Genomic DNA, 20,073 nt, shown 5'->3' on the forward strand with positions numbered 1-20,073 from the left:
TCTTTACTTAGGAATCCCCCACTTCTAAACGAAGTGAAAGTGGGGGTAGTTCAATGATACCCCAATATATTTAAGGGTAATTTGAGGTTTGTTGTGATTTAGAGTTTCTTGCAATATAAGCGGAGTAATTTTAGAACAGGAAATTGTGCGCAAAACAAAAGAAGAAATGGTTAACAAAACCATGATAGATAGAGAAAGGAAATAAATGGGGAAGGGATACCTGGTAATTTTACACAATACAATAATGTGTTGGTGAAAGAGCGGAATATTGTTTATTTACAAAAAATCATCACAAGGTTTATTGGTAATTATCCTGAGGTTTTTGCAGTAAAACTACCATGGTGATAATTACCATTGATTTTTATCTTGATCTTGTGAATAATGAATGGTGAATTGAAAAAACTATATATAAAGGAATAAGGGTGTATGCATGTATTTTTTAAAAAATTTAAAAGTGAAATATAAATTATTATCGCTTATTTCATTAGCAGTATTGAGCATGGTAATTATGAGCAGTGTAGCAATTAATTCTATTAATAAGATTAAGCATGATACAGAGATTGTAGTCGATGATTATCAATATTCTGCTATTTTATTAGAAGGAATGCTCCGTACACAAAATTCACTAGAATATAACTTGCTAGAATTAATTACAGCGTCACAAAATGAGGGGACAAATAAAGAAGGTATTATTGGTAATATTGAAAAGGATCTTAAAAAATATGAGTCATTATTAAAAGAATATGATGATGGCTTTAATTTAAGTAAGCAAGAGGATGAACTGTTTCAGAAGATGAAGAAATCTTTGCCAAATTATATGGAGACATATAAGAAGTTGTTTGATAAAGCGAAGGCAACAAATGAATCTCAAATGGTAAACGAATTTCATAAGGAATTAAAACCGAAGGGAATAGAGTTAGCTGGTTATGCTGTAGATTTAGAAGCGTATGTTTCAAATTTGGCTGACCAAGTATTTAAAGATTCTCAAAAAATGATAGATCGGTCCGTTATTACTTTTATCATTCTTGTAGTAGTTACTACAGTCATTATATGTATAGTAAGTTATATTATTAGTAAGCTTATAGTTGCTCCTTTACAAACTGTTAGTCGTATGATGGAAAGAGCAAAAGATGGGGATTTAACTGTATATGGTGAGTATAATGCTAAAGATGAATTAGGTATATTAGTAAGTGATTTTAATGAAATGATTGCAGGGCTAAGAAAAAATATGCAAGAAGTAGAGAATAATATTCAGCTTTTATTCCAACATGCAGACGGAGTAGTATCTGCATCGGAAGTATCTAGTGGTGCAGCGAAGAAAATCACTATAGATATTGAAGAAGTTGCAAATGGCGCAGAGAGTCAAATGCAAGCAATGGAGCAAACTGCGGGTGCGATGGAAGAGTTGACACAAGGAATGCAGAGTATAGTGAATACATCATCCTCTGTAAATGAATTGTCTACTCAATCGGCATTAGATGCAGAGAGTGGTAACAAATTAATGAAACAAATGATTCAACAGATGGATACAATCCAAAATTCAGTACATAACGGTGTGAAACAGGTAGAGACTATGAAAGAACAATCAGAAGAAATTGTTAAAATCATTGATGTTATGCAAGGTATTACCGCTCAAATTAACTTATTAGCATTAAACGCCGCAATTGAGGCTGCACGTGCTGGGGAAAGTGGTAGAGGATTTGCAATTGTGGCAGATGAAGTAAGAAAATTAGCAGAACAATCTAGTGATTCTGCAAAACAAATTGAGAAGCTTATTACTCAAGTTATGGGAACAACGAACCACACCGTAGACATGATGGGGAAAGTAGATAATGAGGTACAGGCAGGTACACAAGTAGTAATGCACACAGAAAAAGTATTTGGAACAATTACAGAAAAAGTAAAACAAGTATCTGAGCAAATTCAAACGGTATCTATGTCTACAGATGAAATTGCAGCGAGTAGTGAAGAGATTTCGGCTTCTGCAGAAGACATGGCTCAAATTTCCCAAAGATCATCTGACCGAACTGATAGGGTAAAAGAGTCTATTCAACAGCAAGAAAAATCTGTTCAGGAGATTTCAATTTCAGTTGAACATCTGCACAGCGTAGCTGGGAAATTAAAACAAATTGTTTCCCAATTTATTCTTCAAAAGTAGTAGTGTATATAAGTCTACATGTTAGTAGGAATCCACTTACTAAATAAAAAATCATCCTTTCTTACAAAGGATGATTTTTTATTTAGTAAAATTGCGATTCATTATTTTGTTTCTTCCCTTTCATAATTTGTATGTCTCCTAATTTTTTTGTGATCTAGCAATCTTGAGGAGGTGACAAAATGTCTTTTGTGTCGAGGGAAGGTAATTATAAGGAAAACAAATGATCTATGCAAACAATATAAAAAGGGGTTGTGAGTTCATCGTTTCTGGTATGATACGTGAAAAAAGAATCAAAGCAAGCCAGATTAGGGAGTTATAAAAAAATGTGACAGATATAATCTCAGGGTTTAAATCAAAAAACAGAGACATCGTTTGGTGCAAAATTAACATATGATTCCGCGCAGAAGAGAATCAATTTTGTAAAGGAGAAATAATATCTTAAAATCATTAATTTTATATATAAAATTAATGCGAATTATGATATGATGAAAGTAACAAAATACCTCTAAATCTATCTTGCAAAAGGACACACCTAAGCATACATATGCCATAGGTGTGTCCTTTTTTAGTTGTTTAAAAACATCGGAAATAAAAAATGAATATAGTACTTTACACGCCTTTAGTAGAAGGAAGATATTACGATGAAATCATGGATTAAGATCGCTTGTATACAGCATTCGTTTCTCAAATAGCAACATGTAGCAGTTCTAACTAAACCAATAAATGAGTCGAAACCTGACCAAACGGTACAAAAGGTAGTACAACAGCACGTAAAAGGGAAAGGTATTGTTGATATTACAGAAGCTTATAATGATAAATTAAATGGCTTAAAAACAGTTAAAGGGAAGGTAGGAAAATAGTGCATAAAAAGGATGGAGATACGATAGACGTGAGCATAAATGGACAGAAACAGACGGTAAGATTGCTCTTATTGGATACCCCAGGGTCTGTATTTCCAAAAATCCCATCACAAAAGATGGGAAAAGAAGCATCTTCATTTCTAAAGAAACAATTAAAAGGAAAAAGTGTAACATCGGTCTATGATAGGGGACAAAAGAGGACAAGTATGGCAGGAAATTGGCATATGTATTTTGTGAAGGGATGCATATCAACAAATTAATGGTCAAATCAGGATATGGTAGTATAGCTTATATTTCAAAACCAAACACTTCACTGCTGCCACAAATGCTAGAAAGCGAAAAAGAAGCAAAGGCATCAAAGATTGGTGTGTGTGGAGCATAAAAGGATATGTAGATGAAGAGAAACATCATTATAACCGTAATGATGCGGCTTAGCATCCTAATTCCTTTCAATATAAATATTCGTACAAAATGGAGGTTTTTTGAATGAATGAAAACAAAAGAAATATGCTCTTATCCTTTATTATTTCAATTTTATTTATCTTCGCGAGTCTATTACCCTTTAGTAGTAATGAATATGTGTATGTTATCTCCAAAATTGGAGCTGCAGCTGGTGTAATAAATATTATCATGATGAGTGTGTTCTTATATTTTCAAAGCAAAAAAATGAGACATCTTTTAAATTAATACGGCAAAAGCGCTTATTTTCCTTACTCGTATACAAAAGAAAAGGGTAAGGAAAACCGAAAGGGGCATTTTTTAGATGAGTCAAATACCAGGGTTTTTGAAGTTTGTTTTAGCAAAGGAAAGACGATATGTATATTTGGCTGTAGCAGAAAAGAAAAACAAACGAGTGAAAACAAATATTGTATATAGATTTGCTCCACTAGAAACAGCATTAGAAACTATGTACGGAATTCGTGATGATTTTGAGGATTGCTTTCCACCAGAGTTGAAAAATAAGGGGTATGACTGGGAAAATCTAAATGATTGGATACTATCCATTGAAACCGGTTATTCCAAATACGGAAATAAGTTAGTGACATTCTAAATAGATAATTGAGATAATATCACATCCTTTTTATAAAACCTTCAATGCAACTAAAATCGTGTGAGGAGAACATAAAATGGAATGGATTCGTAAGTACCACATTGCAATTGCTTGGACGATGGCTACTGGTGCAATGTTAATTAGTTTATTTTTTAGTGAATGGATGAAGATGCCGCCATGTGATTTGTGCTGGTACCAAAGAATGGCCATGTATCCATTAGTATTAATATTGGGGATAGGAATGTATAGAAAAGATCCGTACGTCAGCACTTATGCATTTCCATTTGTGTGTATCGGTTTAATGTTATCTGTATATCAAATTACAATTCAAGCATTTCCTATTAGTGAGATGAAGATTTGTTCTGTAGGGGTTTCTTGTACAGAAGATTACTTAAATTTATTCGGTTTCATCTCGATACCTATGTTATCTTTTGTTGGATTTTTAGTAATCATGATACTTATATATATCAAATCTGATAGGGAGAAGAAAGAACAAACTACATAGTGGTTATGAATAATATACTCAAGTAAACACAGCATACTTAAAAATAGATAATTAAAATAAAACGAAATTATAAAAGGAGAAATTAAAATGACAACTATTCAAGCAAGTAATGAAATGCACAAAATCCCAGAGGCGGATGTAGAATTATTAAAGATTATGGCCCATCCAGTTAGGTTACAAATCGTGAAGGAGCTAGAACACCGCAAGATTTGTAATGTAACACAATTAACGGAGCTATTAGATATTCCTCAATCTACCGTATCTCAGCATTTATCTAAGATGCGAGGGAAGATTCTACGCTCGGAAAGAAAAGGGTTAGAGATGTACTATCATATTGTGAATTCCAAAGCATGCCAGATTGTTAGTGTACTAGGTTTATAATTAGCTCAAATGTTAAGAGATAATAAAGTTGTTTAATTTACAATAAAGTCCTTTGAAAATAATAAAGTTGTTTAATTCTTATTGAATTAACGGTGCAGGATAGTTGAATAAGGATGATGATATACTTAAGGGGGAATTTACTTTATTTTATAATTTATGAGGTGGAAAATGGACTCTTTAGAATTAAACAAATCTAAATATATTGTCTCTAATATCAAAGAAATTTTGCATAAAAAGCTTATTCTTGATAAACCGTTAACTAAAGATGAGGTAAAAAAATTAAACCTAGTTAATCCCCCTGTATACGAAAATGAGAAGTATCTCATTCAAAAACGGTGGTTTTATAGTATTAATATCGGAGAATGGGAAGATGTGGAGATTATTATTCAGGGGAATAATGAAAATCCCGATATGGAGATTATCGAAATGGCAGAAAAAACATTCGATGAACTCCATCTACATATAAGCTGTGCATTAAAATATTTACAGAAATTCTTCCCTAATCAAGAAATGAAGAACTACTATCTATCCACAATATTTTTTGGAAAGATGGTTAATTTTGACGATTATATATTTTCTGGGTTTAGTTTAGCTTTTATTTATGATGGTCACTTTGAATTTCAGTATAAAGTAAAATTTAAAAACGATGGATGGCCTATTGGTTTTGAAGGTGGGCCACTTTAATAATAATAGATAATTTTTTCTTATTAAACTAACGGGTGCTTTAGTTGAACAAGATTTAAACAACTTTATCATTAATTTTTGTCTACAAGCACATTTAAATGGTTAGAAATTAAACAACTTTAAAGAGCCTTACTACAATATGATTTGTAGCCAGGCTCTTATATTTTTAGATCAGAATTAAATAACTTTATTATCACTTTACATCAAACTAAATAGCAGATTATGAGATTAAAAATAAAATAAGGGCAGCCTGATCAGGCTGCCCTTATTTTATTTGTGATTTTGCATATATTTTTGCACATTTAGTATAGCAAATGTTATTTTTTTCTATCAAACTTCAATCTTATTTTTTCTCAATATGTTTCGTTTACTTTTATATTATAATGTAGTTAATTCTTTTTATTTATGTATATTTCCTGGGGTGAATCCTTATTATAAGGATTCCTTTTTTATTTTTTTAATCAATTAATATTATTCAAATTAGACTTTTAGATGGTATATATTTATAAAGATACTGTGGAAATAGCATGTTTATAAATGAATTGTTGCTTTCCGTGACTGGAAACTAGCACTGAAAATTTATCAACAGCGATAATGATTCCAGGTACTCTTACGCCGTTTAGTAAAAATATCGTTACTAATCTTTTTTCCGTTATTAATTTTTTGTAAAAATCTTCTTGTGTATGCATGAATAGTTTCTCCCTCTCTTTAAATGTTCTAATCTTTTTGTGAATGCAAAAGTAATGCTATAATTATACTATTTTAGGATTATTTTATAAAAATAAAGCCCTTACAATGAAGTGAAGACCTTTGCTTATTTATGTATTAGTTTATATATTCTTGAGTGGATTTTTATTATAGGATACCTTTTAATTTTGCTTTTAAATTATTAAATTTCACTAAATGGATTTATTAAGGAGAGTTTTACCTCCTAATTAACACAAAGTAAGTATATGTAACATACAAAGAAATACTCCCTACAATTAATAGTGTATTAGTTGTAGGGAGAGGAGTTCTGCAGTTATTACATTCCTTCACCATGGGTATTCGTATATTGTATAATTTCCTGCTTTTGTACTGCAATCATTGCCTCACCGTGAGTGTTACTTAAAGTGATTGGTGCTACTAGCATAAAACCTGAGAATAAAAGTCCTGCTGTACTAATTAGTATTTTTTTCATCATTTTAAAGCACTCCTTTTCTCCATTTCAATTTTAGCCTTGTATCCCACACGGAAGTATTGACTTACTTTCAAGTGGTTACCTTCATCATAATACTTGTTTGCTAATTCATCAGCATATATTTCGACAAAGTGCCATAAATTTTCTTCTTGGAGATAATGGATTCCTTCAACAATAATCTTTTCGTATTCATCTATAGGGGTATGCTGTAATTTTGCATTTAGAATTGATAAGTGATAATAATATTCTTTGTTATTTTGTGCATTACTAATTCGTAATCCTTTATCTATATAATTAGCGGCTTCATGTATATTGCCTAGTTTCTCATGTTCTTTAGCTAATAAATACATTGTTTTACAGCTACCTTCTAGTGCTTTAGAGAGATAATTGATTGCTAGTTGAGGCATATTTTGATCTGAATATAGCAACCCTATATTATGACGAATCATATGAATAAGTTGTGTTTGATCTTGTTTGGTTGCAATGTCTAAAGCGGAAAGAAAATACTCTTCAGCTAACTCGTATTGCTTTAGAGAAGTACTTGCAAGCCCTAAAATATTATTGCATGATGCTATATTTATTTCATACCCAACTTCATTAGAATAGATTTCTTTCGCTTTATTACCGTATGTTATTGTATTTAGTGGTTGGAACTGATAATAGTTGAAGAGAGCATATTGATAATTAAATTCCGCTTGTTCTAATTCATCGGGTATAAGAAATAGAAGTGTTTCAGCTTTGTGATAGAAGTGCTTAGCGTCACTATATTGTCCAATCTTCATTGCATGTATAGCATTGAACAGATAGTAGTAGTAATTGAGCATGTCTGTGGTAGACTCTTCAATATGTTCTCCAGGTTTTATTAAACCTGATGTATTATTTATCAAAAGATTATACCTAAACTCTAGTAAAGAGTAGTAAATAAGAAGTGTTTGATCTTGTTCCATTTCATCGATAAGTTTTTCAACATCTGATCTTAGATTTTTTGCTTGTAATAACTTTTGTGAGCGCATAGCTTTATACCAATCGTTCATTAATCTAGTAATCTTTTCGTTTCCTTTTGCTACAATCACATAGCTTCCCCCTTTGTATATTTATATCTATATGTTTTTATCATAGCAGTTAAATCCATATTATTACAGATGATAGTAGTTTAAAAGAATATTTCTAAAAAAATATCTGAAAATTATGTTTTATTTTGTAGCCAATTTGGATTCCTCTTCATATTAGGCTAAAATAAGTGATGAGTATAAATCTACCAAAGCGACGAGGGGAAGACAGTGAAAAACCATACAAAAGGACCTAAAGGGCAATTGTTACAAACAAATAAGAAATGGTCTTACCTAAAGCAAAAACAACGTGAAATCATATCAAATTGGCTGAGAGAAGCTTATATAGAGAGGATTAAGGTTCATAATCGTAGATTGAAACCGAGAGAACATGAGGATGTTTTAGAAATTGTAATGAGTAAGATCTATGATCGTGAAATTTGGATTCCAGATTACGAAGTTGAAAAGTATTACAAAGGGAAAATAAATAAGTGGTATAACAAACGCATTGCATTGGAAGAAAAAAATGATAGGGATTCTTATAATTAGTTATAGAGGTGTATGCAGCAGCTGGGATGAGCTTTATTAAAGAAGGAGGTACTTTGTTATAAAGTAGCACCAACAAAACGCGAATTTCTTACGTTATGAAGACCTAAATTTAAAGAGATCTAAAAGCGCATATCGGACAAAGTGCGCTATATAATGCGGTTAAAGGAGCAAATAAAAAAACAAGATAAATATTAGAGGAGAAAAAAATGAGAATACTAAATTGTTCAAGTGTTGAAACAACAACAAAGTCACTTTCTACATTGCTTAAAACTAAGGAAGAGATTTTAAATTCATTTATAGAGAGCAACAAATATCGAATAACTAATAATGATGGCCTACGGAATTACAATGATCTTACTATTGAAGATATACTAAATTATTTTGATTTAAATGAAAATGAAATTATTCCTGATAAATTAGTGATGTTTCATTTAACCTCTGCTCTAGATGATAACAGTTTTCGAGAAAAAGGGATATTAAATTTAGAATCAGTTATTAAAGATGACATTTTTTCTGGTTTTTTAGAAGAATGCGGAATAAAAGTATGCTATCAGGATGATTCTCCTCCTTTACTTGAATTTAAGGGAAAAGAATATAAGGAAGAACTACTGTTCCACCGCTTTAAAAATGATAAATGCATAAATGGTTTTTTGATAAATGAAGATGCTGAGAATAATAATAATGTAAGTCATATTCGAGAATGTCCTGAGTTTATATGGGATATAGGTAAGCTAATTAAAATGCCCGAGATAGTTTATAAATGGAAAGAAAAGGCTAAACCATTAAAACTATCACTACTTGTAAACTATGGGGATATTAACACTTTTGAACCAACAAGCCATGTTCTAAAGGCAATTGAGTATATTCTATTCAAGCGAACGGGTTACTGGGGACCAGATGAAAACTATATGGTTTTCCTGAAAGAAGACATCTGTATTTCTCCTGAAAAAATCCTCAAAATAGAGAAAGTTAACTATATTTGATAATTAAATTTGATCTAATTTGTATCTTATTATTTTTTACAAGAACCGAAAACGGTCGTTTCAGGGACTTTAATTATATCTTAGGAAGAATATCTTATCTAGTGAGGTTGAATAATTTTCTGAAAATTTGTTTGGATGAGATAAAAAGTGAAGAGATTTTATTAGGTACTTTGATAAAGAGGAGGAAGCTCTAACAATGTAGCTTCCTCTAAATAATTACACAAAATGTAGGTTTTGTGCAATTATTAGTATTTTTCATTCGAATTGTCTTCTTTCCAAGCGATCAACAGCCTCACGTTTCTTCTCATTATTAATATTCGTATATATACTAGTAACTTCTACGGATGTATGACGAAGTTTATACTAGATATAGTAAGACTAGCTACCTCAGAAACTCGAAGCCCCGCGCCTAAAATGAGGCTTATAATGGCTATATCTCTTCCTTTATCACGCTAAAAAAAATTATACTTTCGTTGTGATATGCCTTTCAACATTTCTCCGTAATCATTTGTTAAAAATTGAAGAAAATCCCATCTTACTTGGTACTCGTTTAACAGGGTTCTGTTGCAAAGTTTGAAAAAACATAAACCTGTTTACAAAATGCAGTTATAGTTTAAGCGATTCTGTTGCAAAGTTTGAAAAAAGCATAAATGGGTAGAGAAATGAGAGAAGATATTTATGCAGTGGCCACTAATTTTTGTAATTCACTGTACACCGAAAAGGCGAAATCTGTTTGAAGGTTGCGCCTCTGTTTATATATAGCCTGAATGGTTTCGATTCCTTTGATGGTACGAGAAGCATGACGAAGAGTTTGAAATCCAGCTGATTTCACAAACCGACGTTTGACATGTCGATGATCTTGTTCAATGCGATTATTGTGATGTTTGATGGTACAGTGTTGGGTATGTGTATAATAATCGTCTTTCTGTAATTTTTTGAATGCACACAGCAAAGCCGGGGCCTTGTCTGTCGTAAGAACCGATGGTTCTCCAAAATGTTTTACCAGTCTTTTCATAAAGGTATAAGCAGCTTGATGATCACACGTTTTACGAAGTTGAATATCCAAAGTATGCCCATCTCTATCAATGGCACGATACAGATAGCACCACTCGCCTTTCACTTTGATGTAAATCTCATCTAAACGCCAAACATGATGTGCAGATTTGTTTTTCTTTTTCCAAATTTGATAGATCAGATTGCCGTATTCATGGACCCAACGCATGATGGTTGTTGGATGAACGGAAACACCACGTTCTTTTAAGATTTCAGATACATCCCGATAACTTAAAGAAAAACGACAGTAATAGCCAACGGCTACTAAAATAATGTCTTTCTTGAACTGTTTTCCTTTAAAATATCTCATGTATCATTCTCCTCAGCACATTTTTCCTACAGTTTATCCTCATTTAAAAAACTTTGCAACAGAGCCATTTGTTGTCTTTATGCCTATCGAGCTAAGATAAATTTGTAACTACCTATCAATGACCTTGAGATAACGTTCAAAATACGTTTTTTAAAATTCAATTTAAGATTGTTTGTATAGTATATTCACTTTTTTATCACAAACCGTCTTTTTAAAAATCATCTATCTCTTTCACAATGTTTAAATTAAAATTGCGAGTTAATTTGCTATAAATTTATACAAAGATTCTCATATTTATTTTTTTTGTAACGGGTTTGTATATATAATACAAACTTAAAAAAGATAGAAAAATAAAATTCTATGATAGAATAAAAATATATTTTGACTATTTTGTTATATAATGTGAAAAAACCCTTGAGGAAACGATGTAATCAATATTATGATAAGTTGAAGTGGTAGTTGATAGGAATAAATGTCAATCTCCTATTATTGCAAAAGAACTAGAATTATTCAATTAAACAAAAGTAGGAATTTATCATAAACTTTAAGACTTAATACAACTAGTTACTCAAATACTTATCCAAATCGTTGAGACATCTTTATTTCTAGGTACAGTTGACTCTAAAGAATAGAAAGGTATTTTCAATGAAAACAAACAAAATCCTAAAAAATGCATCTTATTTATTTGTAGGTAACATTATCGTCCGCTTTGTACTTGCTGTTGCTACCATTTTGTTCGCCAGATATTTTTCAAAAGACGACTATAGTATGTTAATCGTTGCATTAGCTGTTTCAGCAGTTGTTTGTTATTTTACAGATGCCGGTTTAACACATACCTTTATGCGTGAAGGGACAAGGCAAGAGGCTAATATTAGCATACTCATAAGTAGTTATTTACGAGTCAGATTAGTATTAGCCGTTGTAGTTTCTATTTCCTTCATCATTTTTGCACAATTTTTCTATACGGATCCTTATTTACGTTCTACAGTGTATTTAGTCGTACTGCCGACAATGTTTGGTGCAACCTTACAAGGAGTTGGAATGGCTTATTTCCAAGTAACGGAACGTATGCAATTTACAGCTGTTATTTCTGTTCTGCAAGGATTGACAGCTGCAGCCGCTCTTCTATTAGGAATAGCCTTTAAGTGGAATATAATGCTAGTTGCAGCTATGTATGGAGCATCTAGTCTTATTACAGGACTTATAGCATTTATAATGGTTATTCGTTATACAACCATCCATAAAGGGTGGGACAATAAAATTTTAAATCAGCTGCTTGTTTTCACAATAAACGGTATTATCATTATGTTGCTACCTCAATTAGGACCGATTATATTGGAAAAAGTCGCTTCACGAAGCGATATTGCCGATTTTGGAGTGGCTTCACGAATACCGTCAGTACTTTATCAAATACCAGGTGTTGTGGCAGCAGCATTTTATCCAAAGCTATTTGCCTTTGGAAATGAAAAAAAACTTGATGAGCATAGGAAACTATCACATTTTGAATTAAAACTTATGTCTTTCTTAGGAATGGGAATTGCTATTCCATTTATTGCTGATCCAAGATTTTGGATTGTAACCTTATTAGGTGAAAAATATGCATCAGCAGGTGGTGCTCTGGCTATTTTAGCCTTTATGGTCATTTTACAATCCATCAACTATCCACTTGCTGATAATTTAACAACAATTGGACAACAATGGAAACGAACAACAACAATGGCAATTGGCCTAATTGTTGCTATTATTAGTTATATAGTATTAGGAAGCAAATTCGGAATGATAGGTACTGCGGTAGCATCTATATTAACAGAAGGAACCTTATTACTAGGATTTACTTTATTTGTTCATAAAGGTTTCCAATTACTGTTTAAAGGAATCATATTCAATGTCTTAGCATTTGCAATTAGTTACGGTATCTATGGTACCGTATTAATCAATTTACCATCGCTAGTAGCTTTAATACTTACTGGCTTAATATTTGGGATTATTGGTCTTACAATCGATCCGCAAATATGCCAATTAATTGTAAGGTTTTTAAATAAAAAATTACTTCGTAACAAGATTTTTCAAACACATCAATAAAATCCTTAAGAGGTAGCACCACGCGCCTATCTACCTAAGATAAATTTGTATTTATATAACAAAAAAACGCTATTCTGGTTTGACCCCATTTGGTGAGACAAAGAAAAAACACCTAGACAACATGTTTCCTATAAGCTATAGGTGACATGTTAGCTAATTTCCTCTGAATCCGTTCATTATTATAGTAGTGGATGTATTCATCCACAGTTTGTATTATACTAGCATTATTCGATTGTTTTATATTTTGCGCATATAATCCTTCGGATTTCAAATGAGAATGAAAGGATTCTATGAGGGCATTATCATGGCAGTTTCCTGTACGAGACATGCTTGTGATAATGCCTTTTTCGGTTCTGTTGCAAAGTTTTCTAAACGAAATTAAAATGTAAGAAAAATGATTCGAGGAGCATGATGCATGAGATATTTTAAAGGAAAACAATTCAAAAAAGATATTATTTTGGTAGCCGTCGGCTACTACTGTCGTTTTTCTTTAAGCTATCGTGATGTTTATGAAATCCTAAAAGAACGAGGTGTTTCCGTTCATCCCACAACCGTCATGCGTTGGGTTCATGAATACGGCAACCTGATCTATCAAATCTGGAAAAAGAAAAACAAAACTTCCCAATCATCGTGGCATTTAGATGAGACTTATATCAAAGTTAAAGGGGAGTGGCGCTATCTGTATCGTGCAATTGATGGAGATGGACATACTTTGGATATTCAACTTCGTAGAACACGTGATCATCAAGCGGCCTATATGTTTATGAAGCGAATCGTCAAAGATTTTGGAGAACCAACGGTTCTTACTACAGATAAGGCTCCGGCCTTACTTTGCGTGTTCAAAAAACTGAAACATAACGGTTTTTATGTGCATACGAAACATTGCACCGTTAAGCATTTAAATAACCTCATCGAACAAGATCATAGACATATTAAGCGACGTTTTGTTAAATCCGCAGGATTTCAAAGTCTTCGCCATGCTTCACGTACATTGAAAGGAATCGAAACGATTCATGCTATATACAAACAAAAGAGAAGTCACATTCCAGACTTCTCTTTTTCGACGTACAAGGAATTGGAGCAATTATTCAGAACAGCTTAAACTATAACTGCATTTTGTAAACAGGTTTATGTTTTTTCAAACTTTGCAACAGAACCGTGTCTAGCAACATTTAGTGTATAAACGAATGAATTAAGAAAAGGGTGAAATATTGAATAACTCGAAATGGATGCCTTTAAGTAATGTTGATGATGAGGAGGAAATTTGGGCAGGAGCAAGAGTTAGGTTGTACAATGTTGGTAGGAATAGAGAAAACAAAGAAAATGATTTCTATGAATATATTATTTCTTATATCTACGACAATAATAACTACTTACAACTAACTAATTTAACAACAGGAAAAGCAGGTTATATTATTTGTGTCATTGAAAAAGAATTACCAAATAATTATGCTTTGGGCAAAACATTAAAGCAAAGAATAGGCTTAGAAAATACCTATTTTAGATTTGAATGTGAATAATCAACAAATAAGGGAAGCACCAACTCTAAGGTGTCTTCCCTTATTTAATACTTTTTATCAATAATCAATATTAAAAGATCCTAAATAAAAAAAAGGGGCTGTCTCATAAGTCTCTTTCGAAGTAAGATTACATGAAATTGAAAAGGCAGAAATGTTATAAAATCAACGTTTCTGCCTTTCACTTTTTATTCCATTTTGGCTAAAAAGCACCTTTTGGGACAGCCACTTTCAGCAATTAGGGTGGCATATTCATCAATATGCATTTGGGTGGAATTTCGGATGAAAAATCCACAAGCATAGTATAACAAACTACGTAAGGTAGAGTATATGTAATATTGCTTATAGGGGAAGATTCTTCTGCAGAAATAAAATAAAATCCATATTAAATTATTAATTCATTATAAAAAAATAATATATTATTAAATTTTATATCTGTAACTTATATATACGTGTTACAATGAAGTTCTCCAATTTATTTTATTCTCCTATTTAGAATTTATGGTTTAGTTATTCCTTACAACAAAATCGGCCGCATTAAATGATTCATACATAAAGTGATACATATAGAATGGTTCAAAGGCTGGTAAACATAATCAGGCAAAGAATAAATTTACGTAGTTACGTTTTAGAGAATTTATTACGGTAAGGATTTCATCCGATTTGAATAGCCCTAAATTAAACTTTTTATCCAATAAAGGTCAAATAATAGCTGTTAAATAAAGGTTAAGTTTCATCTATTTTATTGGGGAAAATTCGTAGTCTTAACATTGCTTAATATAGAAAAATAACATATTCGAAAGGGGGGATAGATACAACTTCACTTGTAAAAAACGAATCGCTATATAAAGAGATATAAGTAAAGAGATGTAAAGGTAATCTCATTTCGAATAATACCATAAATGAATGTAGAAAAAATAAAGGAGCAAACAATTAAATAAACTATATCAGTTGTAAGAATGAAAGGGAGAAGTAGATAGTGTTTAAAATAAAAGAAAGATTGGAACAAATGAAGCTTAAAACGAAGTTGTCTATGGCATTTATTGCAATATTAATTATACCAAGTCTTATCGTAGGAGTATCATCTTATGATAAAGCAAAAACAGATCTTAATGAAATAATTCTACAAACTGCGAAAGATAATGTAAGTATTTTAAATAAGATAGTTGATGATGAATTAGAAAATAAATATGGAGATGTAACTCATTTTGCAAAGATACTTACTCAAGGGGATTATAATGCTGACCAATTGCAAAATGTACAAAGTAAATTTGATCAATACATACAGTTACATCCAGAGATAGAAACAATTTATACTACATCTAGTAATAATCAATTTATTCATGCTCCCGTTGGAAAAGTACCAGAAGGATTTAATCCGTTAGAAAGTAGTTGGTATAAAGATGCAGTAAAAGCTAATGGAGAGATTATTGTTTCGTCTCCCTATAAATCAAAAGCTACAGGAAATATGGTAATAGCAATTGCAAAGCAAAATGCTGATAAAAGTGGTGTCATTGGTGTTGACTTGAATATTAATGATATCGTAAAAACATCTAAAATGATAAAAATAGGAAAACAAGGCTTTGTATCTATAGTAAGTCAAGACAAGACTATAGTTGTTCATCCTACACTTAAGCCAGGGGAGAAATTAGAGAAATCATTAGCAGATGAACTATACAAGAAAGAAGATGGAGTAATTACTTATACTCTTAATGGCGAGGATCGAAACATAAGCTTTAAGACAAACAAAAAAACAGGTTGGAAAATAGCTGGCGTAATGCCTACGAAAGAAATTGAAGAGGCTACCAATCCTATTTTTTATAAAACGCTCACTATAATAGGGGCTTCATTGTTGTTAGGTGGAATTGTAATTTTCTTCATTCTTAAATCTATTATTAATCCATTAAGACAATTAGTTATTTCAGCTCAAAGAATTAGTCAGGGAGATTTAACTGAGAAAATAGATATTCGTTCAAAGGATGAACTGGGTCAATTAGGTGGTAGTTTCAACACAATGGCAGAGTCGTTACGTAATATAATTTCTCGAATTAATACATCTGCAGGACATGTGGCAGCTTCATCTGAGGAACTAACCGCTAGCGTAGAGCAAGCAAGTGTTGCGACAGAACAAATTACAAAAGAAATGGAAGAAATATCGAATAGTGCAGAAGTTCAAAATAATGAAGTGGCGTCTGGAGCGAAATTAATTGGTGAGGTAACGCGTAACATTCAATGCGTAGCTGATAATGCTTCTGAAGTATCGGCCTCATCCTTATACACAAAACAAAAAGCCAATGAGGGTGAACAATTAGTAGAACAAACTGTAACGCAAATGCAGTCAATCCATTATTCTGTTTCTCAATCTGATAATGTAATTAAATTATTAGATAAGAAATCGCAGCAAATCGGAAGTATATTAGAAGTAATTCAAAATATTGCAGCACAAACAAATTTATTAGCATTGAATGCAGCGATTGAAGCGGCTAGAGCAGGAGAACAGGGGCGTGGCTTTGCAATTGTTGCCGATGAGGTCAGGAAGTTAGCGGAGCAATCATCCGGATCTTCAATGGAAATTGGAAGTTTAATTAATGAAATACAAGCAGATGTACATGAGACTGTAAAAGCTATGAATGAAGTAGGAGTTGAAGTGCAGTCGGGAATTCAGGTTGCAAATGATACAAAACAAAGTTTTTATGAAATTTCAAAATCTGCAAATGATATCGTGTCAAAAGTACACGGTATGGTGGAATTATCAAATAAAATGACAAGTGATGTAATAGAAGTTGATACATCAATTAATCAAATATCTATGGCTGTGAAAGAGAATTCTTCAAGTATGCAAACGATAGCCGGCTCATCTGAGGAGCAACATGCTTCTATGGAAGAGATAAATTCTTCAGCAGTACAATTAGCACAGATGGCCGAAGAACTTCAAGAATTAATTGGTGGATTTAAGATATAAGTTCAGATTCTAAGATAGAATCCTAGATAGTGTGTTTAAGGATAGAAGTTAAACATCTTATAACGATAAAAGGAGCAAATTAATTTGCTCCTTTTTCACTTGAATTCTACATGGAATTTAGTATCAATGATTCCAAAAGTAACTTTACATGGGAACGGATTTCTCCCTGTTGAAGCAGCGCACATACATGAAAGTACCCAATATTCCAATTCTAAAGGTAAGCGGAATACTTGAATACTACCATCATTGTTTTTTACTGTTACAATCGGCGTATTTACCCTAGTTGTAGCGAAACCATCTGTCGTTATCATCGCTACTGCATTATTATTATGAAAACCAGTGCTTAAAACCTCGTAAATTATTCCATCTTTCTCGTTGATAATCATAGGTATATTTAAATAAGGATAGTTATTTATATCATTATGAGTAATTGTTCTCGCTATATTCTTTCTTATCTGATTCCCTTGCATTTTATATTCTCCTTTATAATACTCCAAAGATAATCACCTAAATCTATTTTACGTCTATTATATTCGGAAATTGTATTGTCATCTTATTATAGAAAGCATCCGTACATATGATAGAGCTATGTAATGGATCTATATCAATAACGGTCATATAGTTGGTGAGTAAATAACCATCTTCATAATATGTAATTAATATCTCTTCTTCAGATAGCAACGAACATAGTAACATGTTCTCAATCAGTTCTTTCTCTTCAGAGGTTAAAATAGGACGTGCTCCTTTATTTTTCTCTTTGATCATTTCACGTATTCCAACGAATTGTTCTGGCATTGATGCAAATGGCGTCCATTTTACCATTCCTCTGCCTTTTGGCATATTAGCGTTGTTCATGCTTTGTGTCCCCCTAACAGTGTGTTTCTGTATCTTGCTGTTGCATTATTTGTATAGGAAATTCCTCTTAATATGCTATTTTTTCCAAACTTTGTGCGTATTTCATCCATTACTTTCGTTAGCTTTATTTCTTTTTCTCGTTGTATGATGTTATCAAAAAGGGAAATTTGTTCTTCTCCTTCACCAATTAGTTTCGTTAGAGAAATAGTAATACTTCTAATTGGTTCTCCAGTATATTGTTGATGTAGAAAATATAGACAAACTCGATAAATGTCCATGGTTAAGTTGGTGGGACGGCTTAAGGTATGTGTTTTGCTAAAGCCACCCGAATAACTTTTACTATATCCAATTGAAAATTGAACGGTTTGAGCAAGTTTGTTTTGTTGTCTTAATCGATAGCAAACTTCTTCGGTATGTTCCAATAGGATAATCGGAAATTCTTCTATTGTATAATCACGCATTAAAATTTGGCTTTTTCCTATAGAAGTTGTAGCCGGAACATATTTTTCTGAAATCCGACTAAAATCAATTCCATTACTATGTAAGTGTAATTCTTCGCCAATCACGCCGAAGCTTTGTTTTAAATATTTAAGAGGATAATTAGCTAAATCACCAATTGAATGTACTCCTTTTTGATTTAATTTTGTTTCTGTTTTATGCGAAATCCCCCAAAACTTACTAAGCGACCGTATGCTCCATAATTTTGTAGGTATATCTTCGTATGTCCAATAAGCGACTCCGTCTTTATTTTTCTTTGCTTCAATATCTAAAGCTACCTTACTCATCAATAGGTTCGGTGCAATCCCGATTGTGCATTCAATTCGTGTGTGTTCATATATTTCACGTTTAAACTGTAATGCAAATTCATTTGGATTTCGGGCAAATAGATGGATGCTATCGGTAATATCCATAAAAAATTCATCTATGCTGTATTGATGAAAGTCTTCAATAGGAACATATTGTAGAGCTAACTTCGTTATGTAATTGGAGCACTTAATATAGGTTCCCATAATTGGATTCACAATAAGGATATCTTTTTGCCGAGGAATCTCGTATAGCCTTGCCAACTTCTTTACTCCCATTGCTTTTAAAGGTGGAGTTGCGGCTAAAACAATGGATCCATTCCTATTCACATCACCGACTACAGCTAATTTTGTATGAAGTGGGTCTAATCCCATTTTGATGCAACTAACAGAAGCATAAAAGCTACGAAGATCAACACATAAAATGATTCTATTCGGTAAAATTGAATAGTCATACACTATAACTCCTCCTAATAATAACGAGAACGTTTGTTCTTATTCTTGTCCTTATTATACACGAACTTATGTTCTTTTGCGAAGTAGTTTTTGAAAAAATATTTAATTATATGTAGTAGAAATAAGTAGAACGACAGAGAGAAGTAACGCCTAATGTTATTGAAATTTCTAGGATATAAACTGTATCATTTATATTAGGTAGTACAGTAAGAAAATGATGGGAGGATGTAAGGTATATTATCCTTTCAAAAAGTTACGGTAAATTATCGTAAAAGAGGTTGCGATTACGAGTTTATGTGAAAATATAATTTCAAATAGATTTAAGGAGGATATTTCATAAATGGAGCAGGTTATACAAGAGTTTTTTTCTCTAAGTAAAAACTATAAGGTTCAAATCATTAAAAGAAAAGATGGGCTATATACAACAGAAGCTCATAGACGGATGGTAGATTTTGGATATGAATTTTGGAGTTATATATCACAAGGATTGACTTTGATAGATAGTGAGGAACATGCGCGTAAAATTGCTATGGAACAACTAAAGGAATGTTCAAGAGATGAGTTGTGAACTACTCGCCACTTAGCAAAGCTTGAAGTGGGAGCTTCTCAGTTCCACGACGAAAGTAACCTTTCGT

The 20,073-nt window shown here is 32.1% G+C and carries 21 protein-coding genes and 3 pseudogenes; 15 read left to right on the forward strand and 9 right to left on the reverse strand.

Annotated elements, in window-relative coordinates; all coding sequences use genetic code 11:
* Positions 1–430: 430 nt before the first annotated feature.
* From AC0NJG_RS22655 to AC0NJG_RS22690, 8 genes and pseudogenes are all read left to right on the forward strand, one after another.
* A pseudogene (locus AC0NJG_RS22655) lies at positions 431–1,210 on the forward strand (MCP four helix bundle domain-containing protein); the annotation flags it as partial.
* 156 nt (positions 1,211–1,366) lie between these two features.
* Positions 1,367–2,158: a methyl-accepting chemotaxis protein gene (locus AC0NJG_RS22660; RefSeq protein ID WP_474063518.1), complete on the forward strand. Its 792-nt coding sequence runs from the start codon at positions 1,367–1,369 to the stop codon at positions 2,156–2,158.
* A 641-nt stretch (positions 2,159–2,799) separates the two neighbouring features.
* Positions 2,800–3,453: pseudogene (locus tag AC0NJG_RS22665) on the forward strand (thermonuclease family protein).
* A 51-nt stretch (positions 3,454–3,504) separates the two neighbouring features.
* Entirely contained in the window at positions 3,505–3,705 is a 201-nt protein-coding gene (locus AC0NJG_RS22670) for a hypothetical protein (protein ID WP_087952078.1), read from the forward strand.
* Between the two features lie 76 nt (positions 3,706–3,781).
* Positions 3,782–4,069, forward strand: coding sequence for a hypothetical protein (locus AC0NJG_RS22675; protein ID WP_087952079.1), 288 nt, complete (start codon positions 3,782–3,784; stop codon positions 4,067–4,069).
* A 76-nt stretch (positions 4,070–4,145) separates the two neighbouring features.
* A complete protein-coding gene (locus AC0NJG_RS22680) occupies positions 4,146–4,574 on the forward strand; it encodes a disulfide oxidoreductase (RefSeq protein WP_474063467.1) in 429 nt (142 codons plus the stop codon).
* Between the two features lie 87 nt (positions 4,575–4,661).
* Complete coding sequence (locus tag AC0NJG_RS22685) at positions 4,662–4,955, forward strand: ArsR/SmtB family transcription factor (RefSeq protein WP_087952081.1); 294 nt, start codon at positions 4,662–4,664, stop codon at positions 4,953–4,955.
* 168 nt (positions 4,956–5,123) lie between these two features.
* A complete protein-coding gene (locus AC0NJG_RS22690; RefSeq protein ID WP_048525709.1) occupies positions 5,124–5,639 on the forward strand; it encodes a hypothetical protein in 516 nt (171 codons plus the stop codon).
* 503 nt (positions 5,640–6,142) lie between these two features.
* On the opposite strand, the gene hfq is transcribed toward AC0NJG_RS22690, so the two are convergent.
* The 3 genes from hfq to AC0NJG_RS22705 all read right to left on the reverse strand — a co-directional run bounded on the left by hfq (position 6,143) and on the right by AC0NJG_RS22705 (position 7,892).
* The gene (gene hfq / locus AC0NJG_RS22695) at positions 6,143–6,328 is read right to left on the reverse strand and encodes an RNA chaperone Hfq (RefSeq protein ID WP_087952082.1); all 186 of its coding nucleotides are present in this window, start codon (positions 6,326–6,328) and stop codon (positions 6,143–6,145) included.
* A 335-nt stretch (positions 6,329–6,663) separates the two neighbouring features.
* The gene (locus tag AC0NJG_RS22700) at positions 6,664–6,822 is read right to left on the reverse strand and encodes a hypothetical protein (protein WP_173602309.1); all 159 of its coding nucleotides are present in this window, start codon (positions 6,820–6,822) and stop codon (positions 6,664–6,666) included.
* A complete protein-coding gene (locus tag AC0NJG_RS22705) occupies positions 6,819–7,892 on the reverse strand; it encodes a response regulator aspartate phosphatase (RefSeq protein WP_474063468.1) in 1,074 nt (357 codons plus the stop codon). Before AC0NJG_RS22705 ends, AC0NJG_RS22700 begins: the two co-directional genes overlap by 4 nt.
* A gap of 207 nt (positions 7,893–8,099) precedes the next feature.
* Here AC0NJG_RS22705 and AC0NJG_RS22710 point away from each other — a divergent pair, with 207 nt between their 5' ends.
* Together AC0NJG_RS22710 and AC0NJG_RS22715 are read left to right on the forward strand one after the other, a co-directional pair.
* Entirely contained in the window at positions 8,100–8,417 is a 318-nt protein-coding gene (locus AC0NJG_RS22710; RefSeq protein WP_474063469.1) for a transposase, read from the forward strand.
* Between the two features lie 206 nt (positions 8,418–8,623).
* A complete protein-coding gene (locus AC0NJG_RS22715; protein WP_474063470.1) occupies positions 8,624–9,400 on the forward strand; it encodes a hypothetical protein in 777 nt (258 codons plus the stop codon).
* A gap of 255 nt (positions 9,401–9,655) precedes the next feature.
* Here the strand turns inward: AC0NJG_RS22715 and AC0NJG_RS22720 are convergent.
* Positions 9,656–9,927, reverse strand: a pseudogene (locus tag AC0NJG_RS22720) (tyrosine-type recombinase/integrase); the annotation flags it as partial.
* 149 nt (positions 9,928–10,076) lie between these two features.
* Positions 10,077–10,763, reverse strand: a complete 687-nt coding sequence (locus AC0NJG_RS22725) for an IS6 family transposase (RefSeq protein WP_474063471.1) — start codon at positions 10,761–10,763, stop codon at positions 10,077–10,079.
* A gap of 645 nt (positions 10,764–11,408) precedes the next feature.
* Here AC0NJG_RS22725 and AC0NJG_RS22730 point away from each other — a divergent pair.
* A complete protein-coding gene (locus AC0NJG_RS22730) occupies positions 11,409–12,845 on the forward strand; it encodes an oligosaccharide flippase family protein (protein ID WP_474063472.1) in 1,437 nt (478 codons plus the stop codon).
* Between the two features lie 112 nt (positions 12,846–12,957).
* Here the strand turns inward: AC0NJG_RS22730 and AC0NJG_RS22735 are convergent, their stop codons facing one another.
* Positions 12,958–13,284 (reverse strand): IS3 family transposase, encoded by a 327-nt coding sequence (locus AC0NJG_RS22735; protein WP_474063473.1) that lies wholly within the window; start codon positions 13,282–13,284, stop codon positions 12,958–12,960.
* Here AC0NJG_RS22735 and AC0NJG_RS22740 point away from each other — a divergent pair.
* From AC0NJG_RS22740 to AC0NJG_RS22750, 3 genes are all read left to right on the forward strand, one after another.
* Positions 13,261–13,947, forward strand: coding sequence for an IS6 family transposase (locus AC0NJG_RS22740; protein WP_474063474.1), 687 nt, complete (start codon positions 13,261–13,263; stop codon positions 13,945–13,947). The genes AC0NJG_RS22735 and AC0NJG_RS22740 overlap by 24 nt on opposite strands.
* A gap of 127 nt (positions 13,948–14,074) precedes the next feature.
* Entirely contained in the window at positions 14,075–14,365 is a 291-nt protein-coding gene (locus AC0NJG_RS22745; RefSeq protein WP_087952106.1) for a hypothetical protein, read from the forward strand.
* 976 nt (positions 14,366–15,341) lie between these two features.
* Positions 15,342–17,324, forward strand: coding sequence for a methyl-accepting chemotaxis protein (locus tag AC0NJG_RS22750; RefSeq protein WP_474063475.1), 1,983 nt, complete (start codon positions 15,342–15,344; stop codon positions 17,322–17,324).
* Positions 17,325–17,419: 95 nt separating this feature from the next.
* On the opposite strand, the gene AC0NJG_RS22755 is transcribed toward AC0NJG_RS22750, so the two are convergent.
* Genes AC0NJG_RS22755 through AC0NJG_RS22765 form a run of 3 tightly spaced genes read right to left on the reverse strand, consistent with a single transcriptional unit; the run spans position 17,420 to position 19,441 of the window.
* Positions 17,420–17,794 (reverse strand): hypothetical protein, encoded by a 375-nt coding sequence (locus tag AC0NJG_RS22755; RefSeq protein ID WP_474063476.1) that lies wholly within the window; start codon positions 17,792–17,794, stop codon positions 17,420–17,422.
* Between the two features lie 43 nt (positions 17,795–17,837).
* A complete protein-coding gene (locus AC0NJG_RS22760; protein WP_474063477.1) occupies positions 17,838–18,179 on the reverse strand; it encodes a YolD-like family protein in 342 nt (113 codons plus the stop codon).
* Complete coding sequence (locus tag AC0NJG_RS22765; RefSeq protein ID WP_474063478.1) at positions 18,176–19,441, reverse strand: Y-family DNA polymerase; 1,266 nt, start codon at positions 19,439–19,441, stop codon at positions 18,176–18,178. Before AC0NJG_RS22765 ends, AC0NJG_RS22760 begins: the two co-directional genes overlap by 4 nt.
* A 337-nt stretch (positions 19,442–19,778) precedes the next feature.
* Between AC0NJG_RS22765 and AC0NJG_RS22770 the strand changes: the two genes are divergently transcribed.
* Positions 19,779–20,006: a hypothetical protein gene (locus AC0NJG_RS22770; protein ID WP_474063479.1), complete on the forward strand. Its 228-nt coding sequence runs from the start codon at positions 19,779–19,781 to the stop codon at positions 20,004–20,006.
* The last annotated feature ends 67 nt before the right edge of the window (positions 20,007–20,073 follow it).

The organism is Bacillus sp. SSR7 (assembly GCF_055902415.1).

What these genes read in the sequence shown, in the direction of transcription:
- AC0NJG_RS22680 (WP_474063467.1), top strand. Translation starts at nt 4,146, where the DNA reads ATGGAATGGATTCGTAAGTACCACATTGCAATTGCTTGGACGATGGCT.
- AC0NJG_RS22670 (WP_087952078.1), top strand. Translation starts at nt 3,505, where the DNA reads ATGAATGAAAACAAAAGAAATATGCTCTTATCCTTTATTATTTCAATT.
- AC0NJG_RS22690 (WP_048525709.1), top strand. Translation starts at nt 5,124, where the DNA reads ATGGACTCTTTAGAATTAAACAAATCTAAATATATTGTCTCTAATATC.
- AC0NJG_RS22745 (WP_087952106.1), top strand. Translation starts at nt 14,075, where the DNA reads ATGCCTTTAAGTAATGTTGATGATGAGGAGGAAATTTGGGCAGGAGCA.
- AC0NJG_RS22730 (WP_474063472.1), top strand. Translation starts at nt 11,409, where the DNA reads ATGAAAACAAACAAAATCCTAAAAAATGCATCTTATTTATTTGTAGGT.
- AC0NJG_RS22740 (WP_474063474.1), top strand. Translation starts at nt 13,261, where the DNA reads ATGAGATATTTTAAAGGAAAACAATTCAAAAAAGATATTATTTTGGTA.
- AC0NJG_RS22685 (WP_087952081.1), top strand. Translation starts at nt 4,662, where the DNA reads ATGACAACTATTCAAGCAAGTAATGAAATGCACAAAATCCCAGAGGCG.
- AC0NJG_RS22660 (WP_474063518.1), top strand. Translation starts at nt 1,367, where the DNA reads ATGCAAGCAATGGAGCAAACTGCGGGTGCGATGGAAGAGTTGACACAA.
- AC0NJG_RS22700 (WP_173602309.1), bottom strand. Translation starts at nt 6,822, where the DNA reads ATGATGAAAAAAATACTAATTAGTACAGCAGGACTTTTATTCTCAGGT.
- AC0NJG_RS22715 (WP_474063470.1), top strand. Translation starts at nt 8,624, where the DNA reads ATGAGAATACTAAATTGTTCAAGTGTTGAAACAACAACAAAGTCACTT.
- AC0NJG_RS22760 (WP_474063477.1), bottom strand. Translation starts at nt 18,179, where the DNA reads ATGAACAACGCTAATATGCCAAAAGGCAGAGGAATGGTAAAATGGACG.
- AC0NJG_RS22770 (WP_474063479.1), top strand. Translation starts at nt 19,779, where the DNA reads ATGGAGCAGGTTATACAAGAGTTTTTTTCTCTAAGTAAAAACTATAAG.
- AC0NJG_RS22755 (WP_474063476.1), bottom strand. Translation starts at nt 17,794, where the DNA reads ATGCAAGGGAATCAGATAAGAAAGAATATAGCGAGAACAATTACTCAT.
- AC0NJG_RS22675 (WP_087952079.1), top strand. Translation starts at nt 3,782, where the DNA reads ATGAGTCAAATACCAGGGTTTTTGAAGTTTGTTTTAGCAAAGGAAAGA.
- AC0NJG_RS22725 (WP_474063471.1), bottom strand. Translation starts at nt 10,763, where the DNA reads ATGAGATATTTTAAAGGAAAACAGTTCAAGAAAGACATTATTTTAGTA.
- hfq (WP_087952082.1), bottom strand. Translation starts at nt 6,328, where the DNA reads ATGCATACACAAGAAGATTTTTACAAAAAATTAATAACGGAAAAAAGA.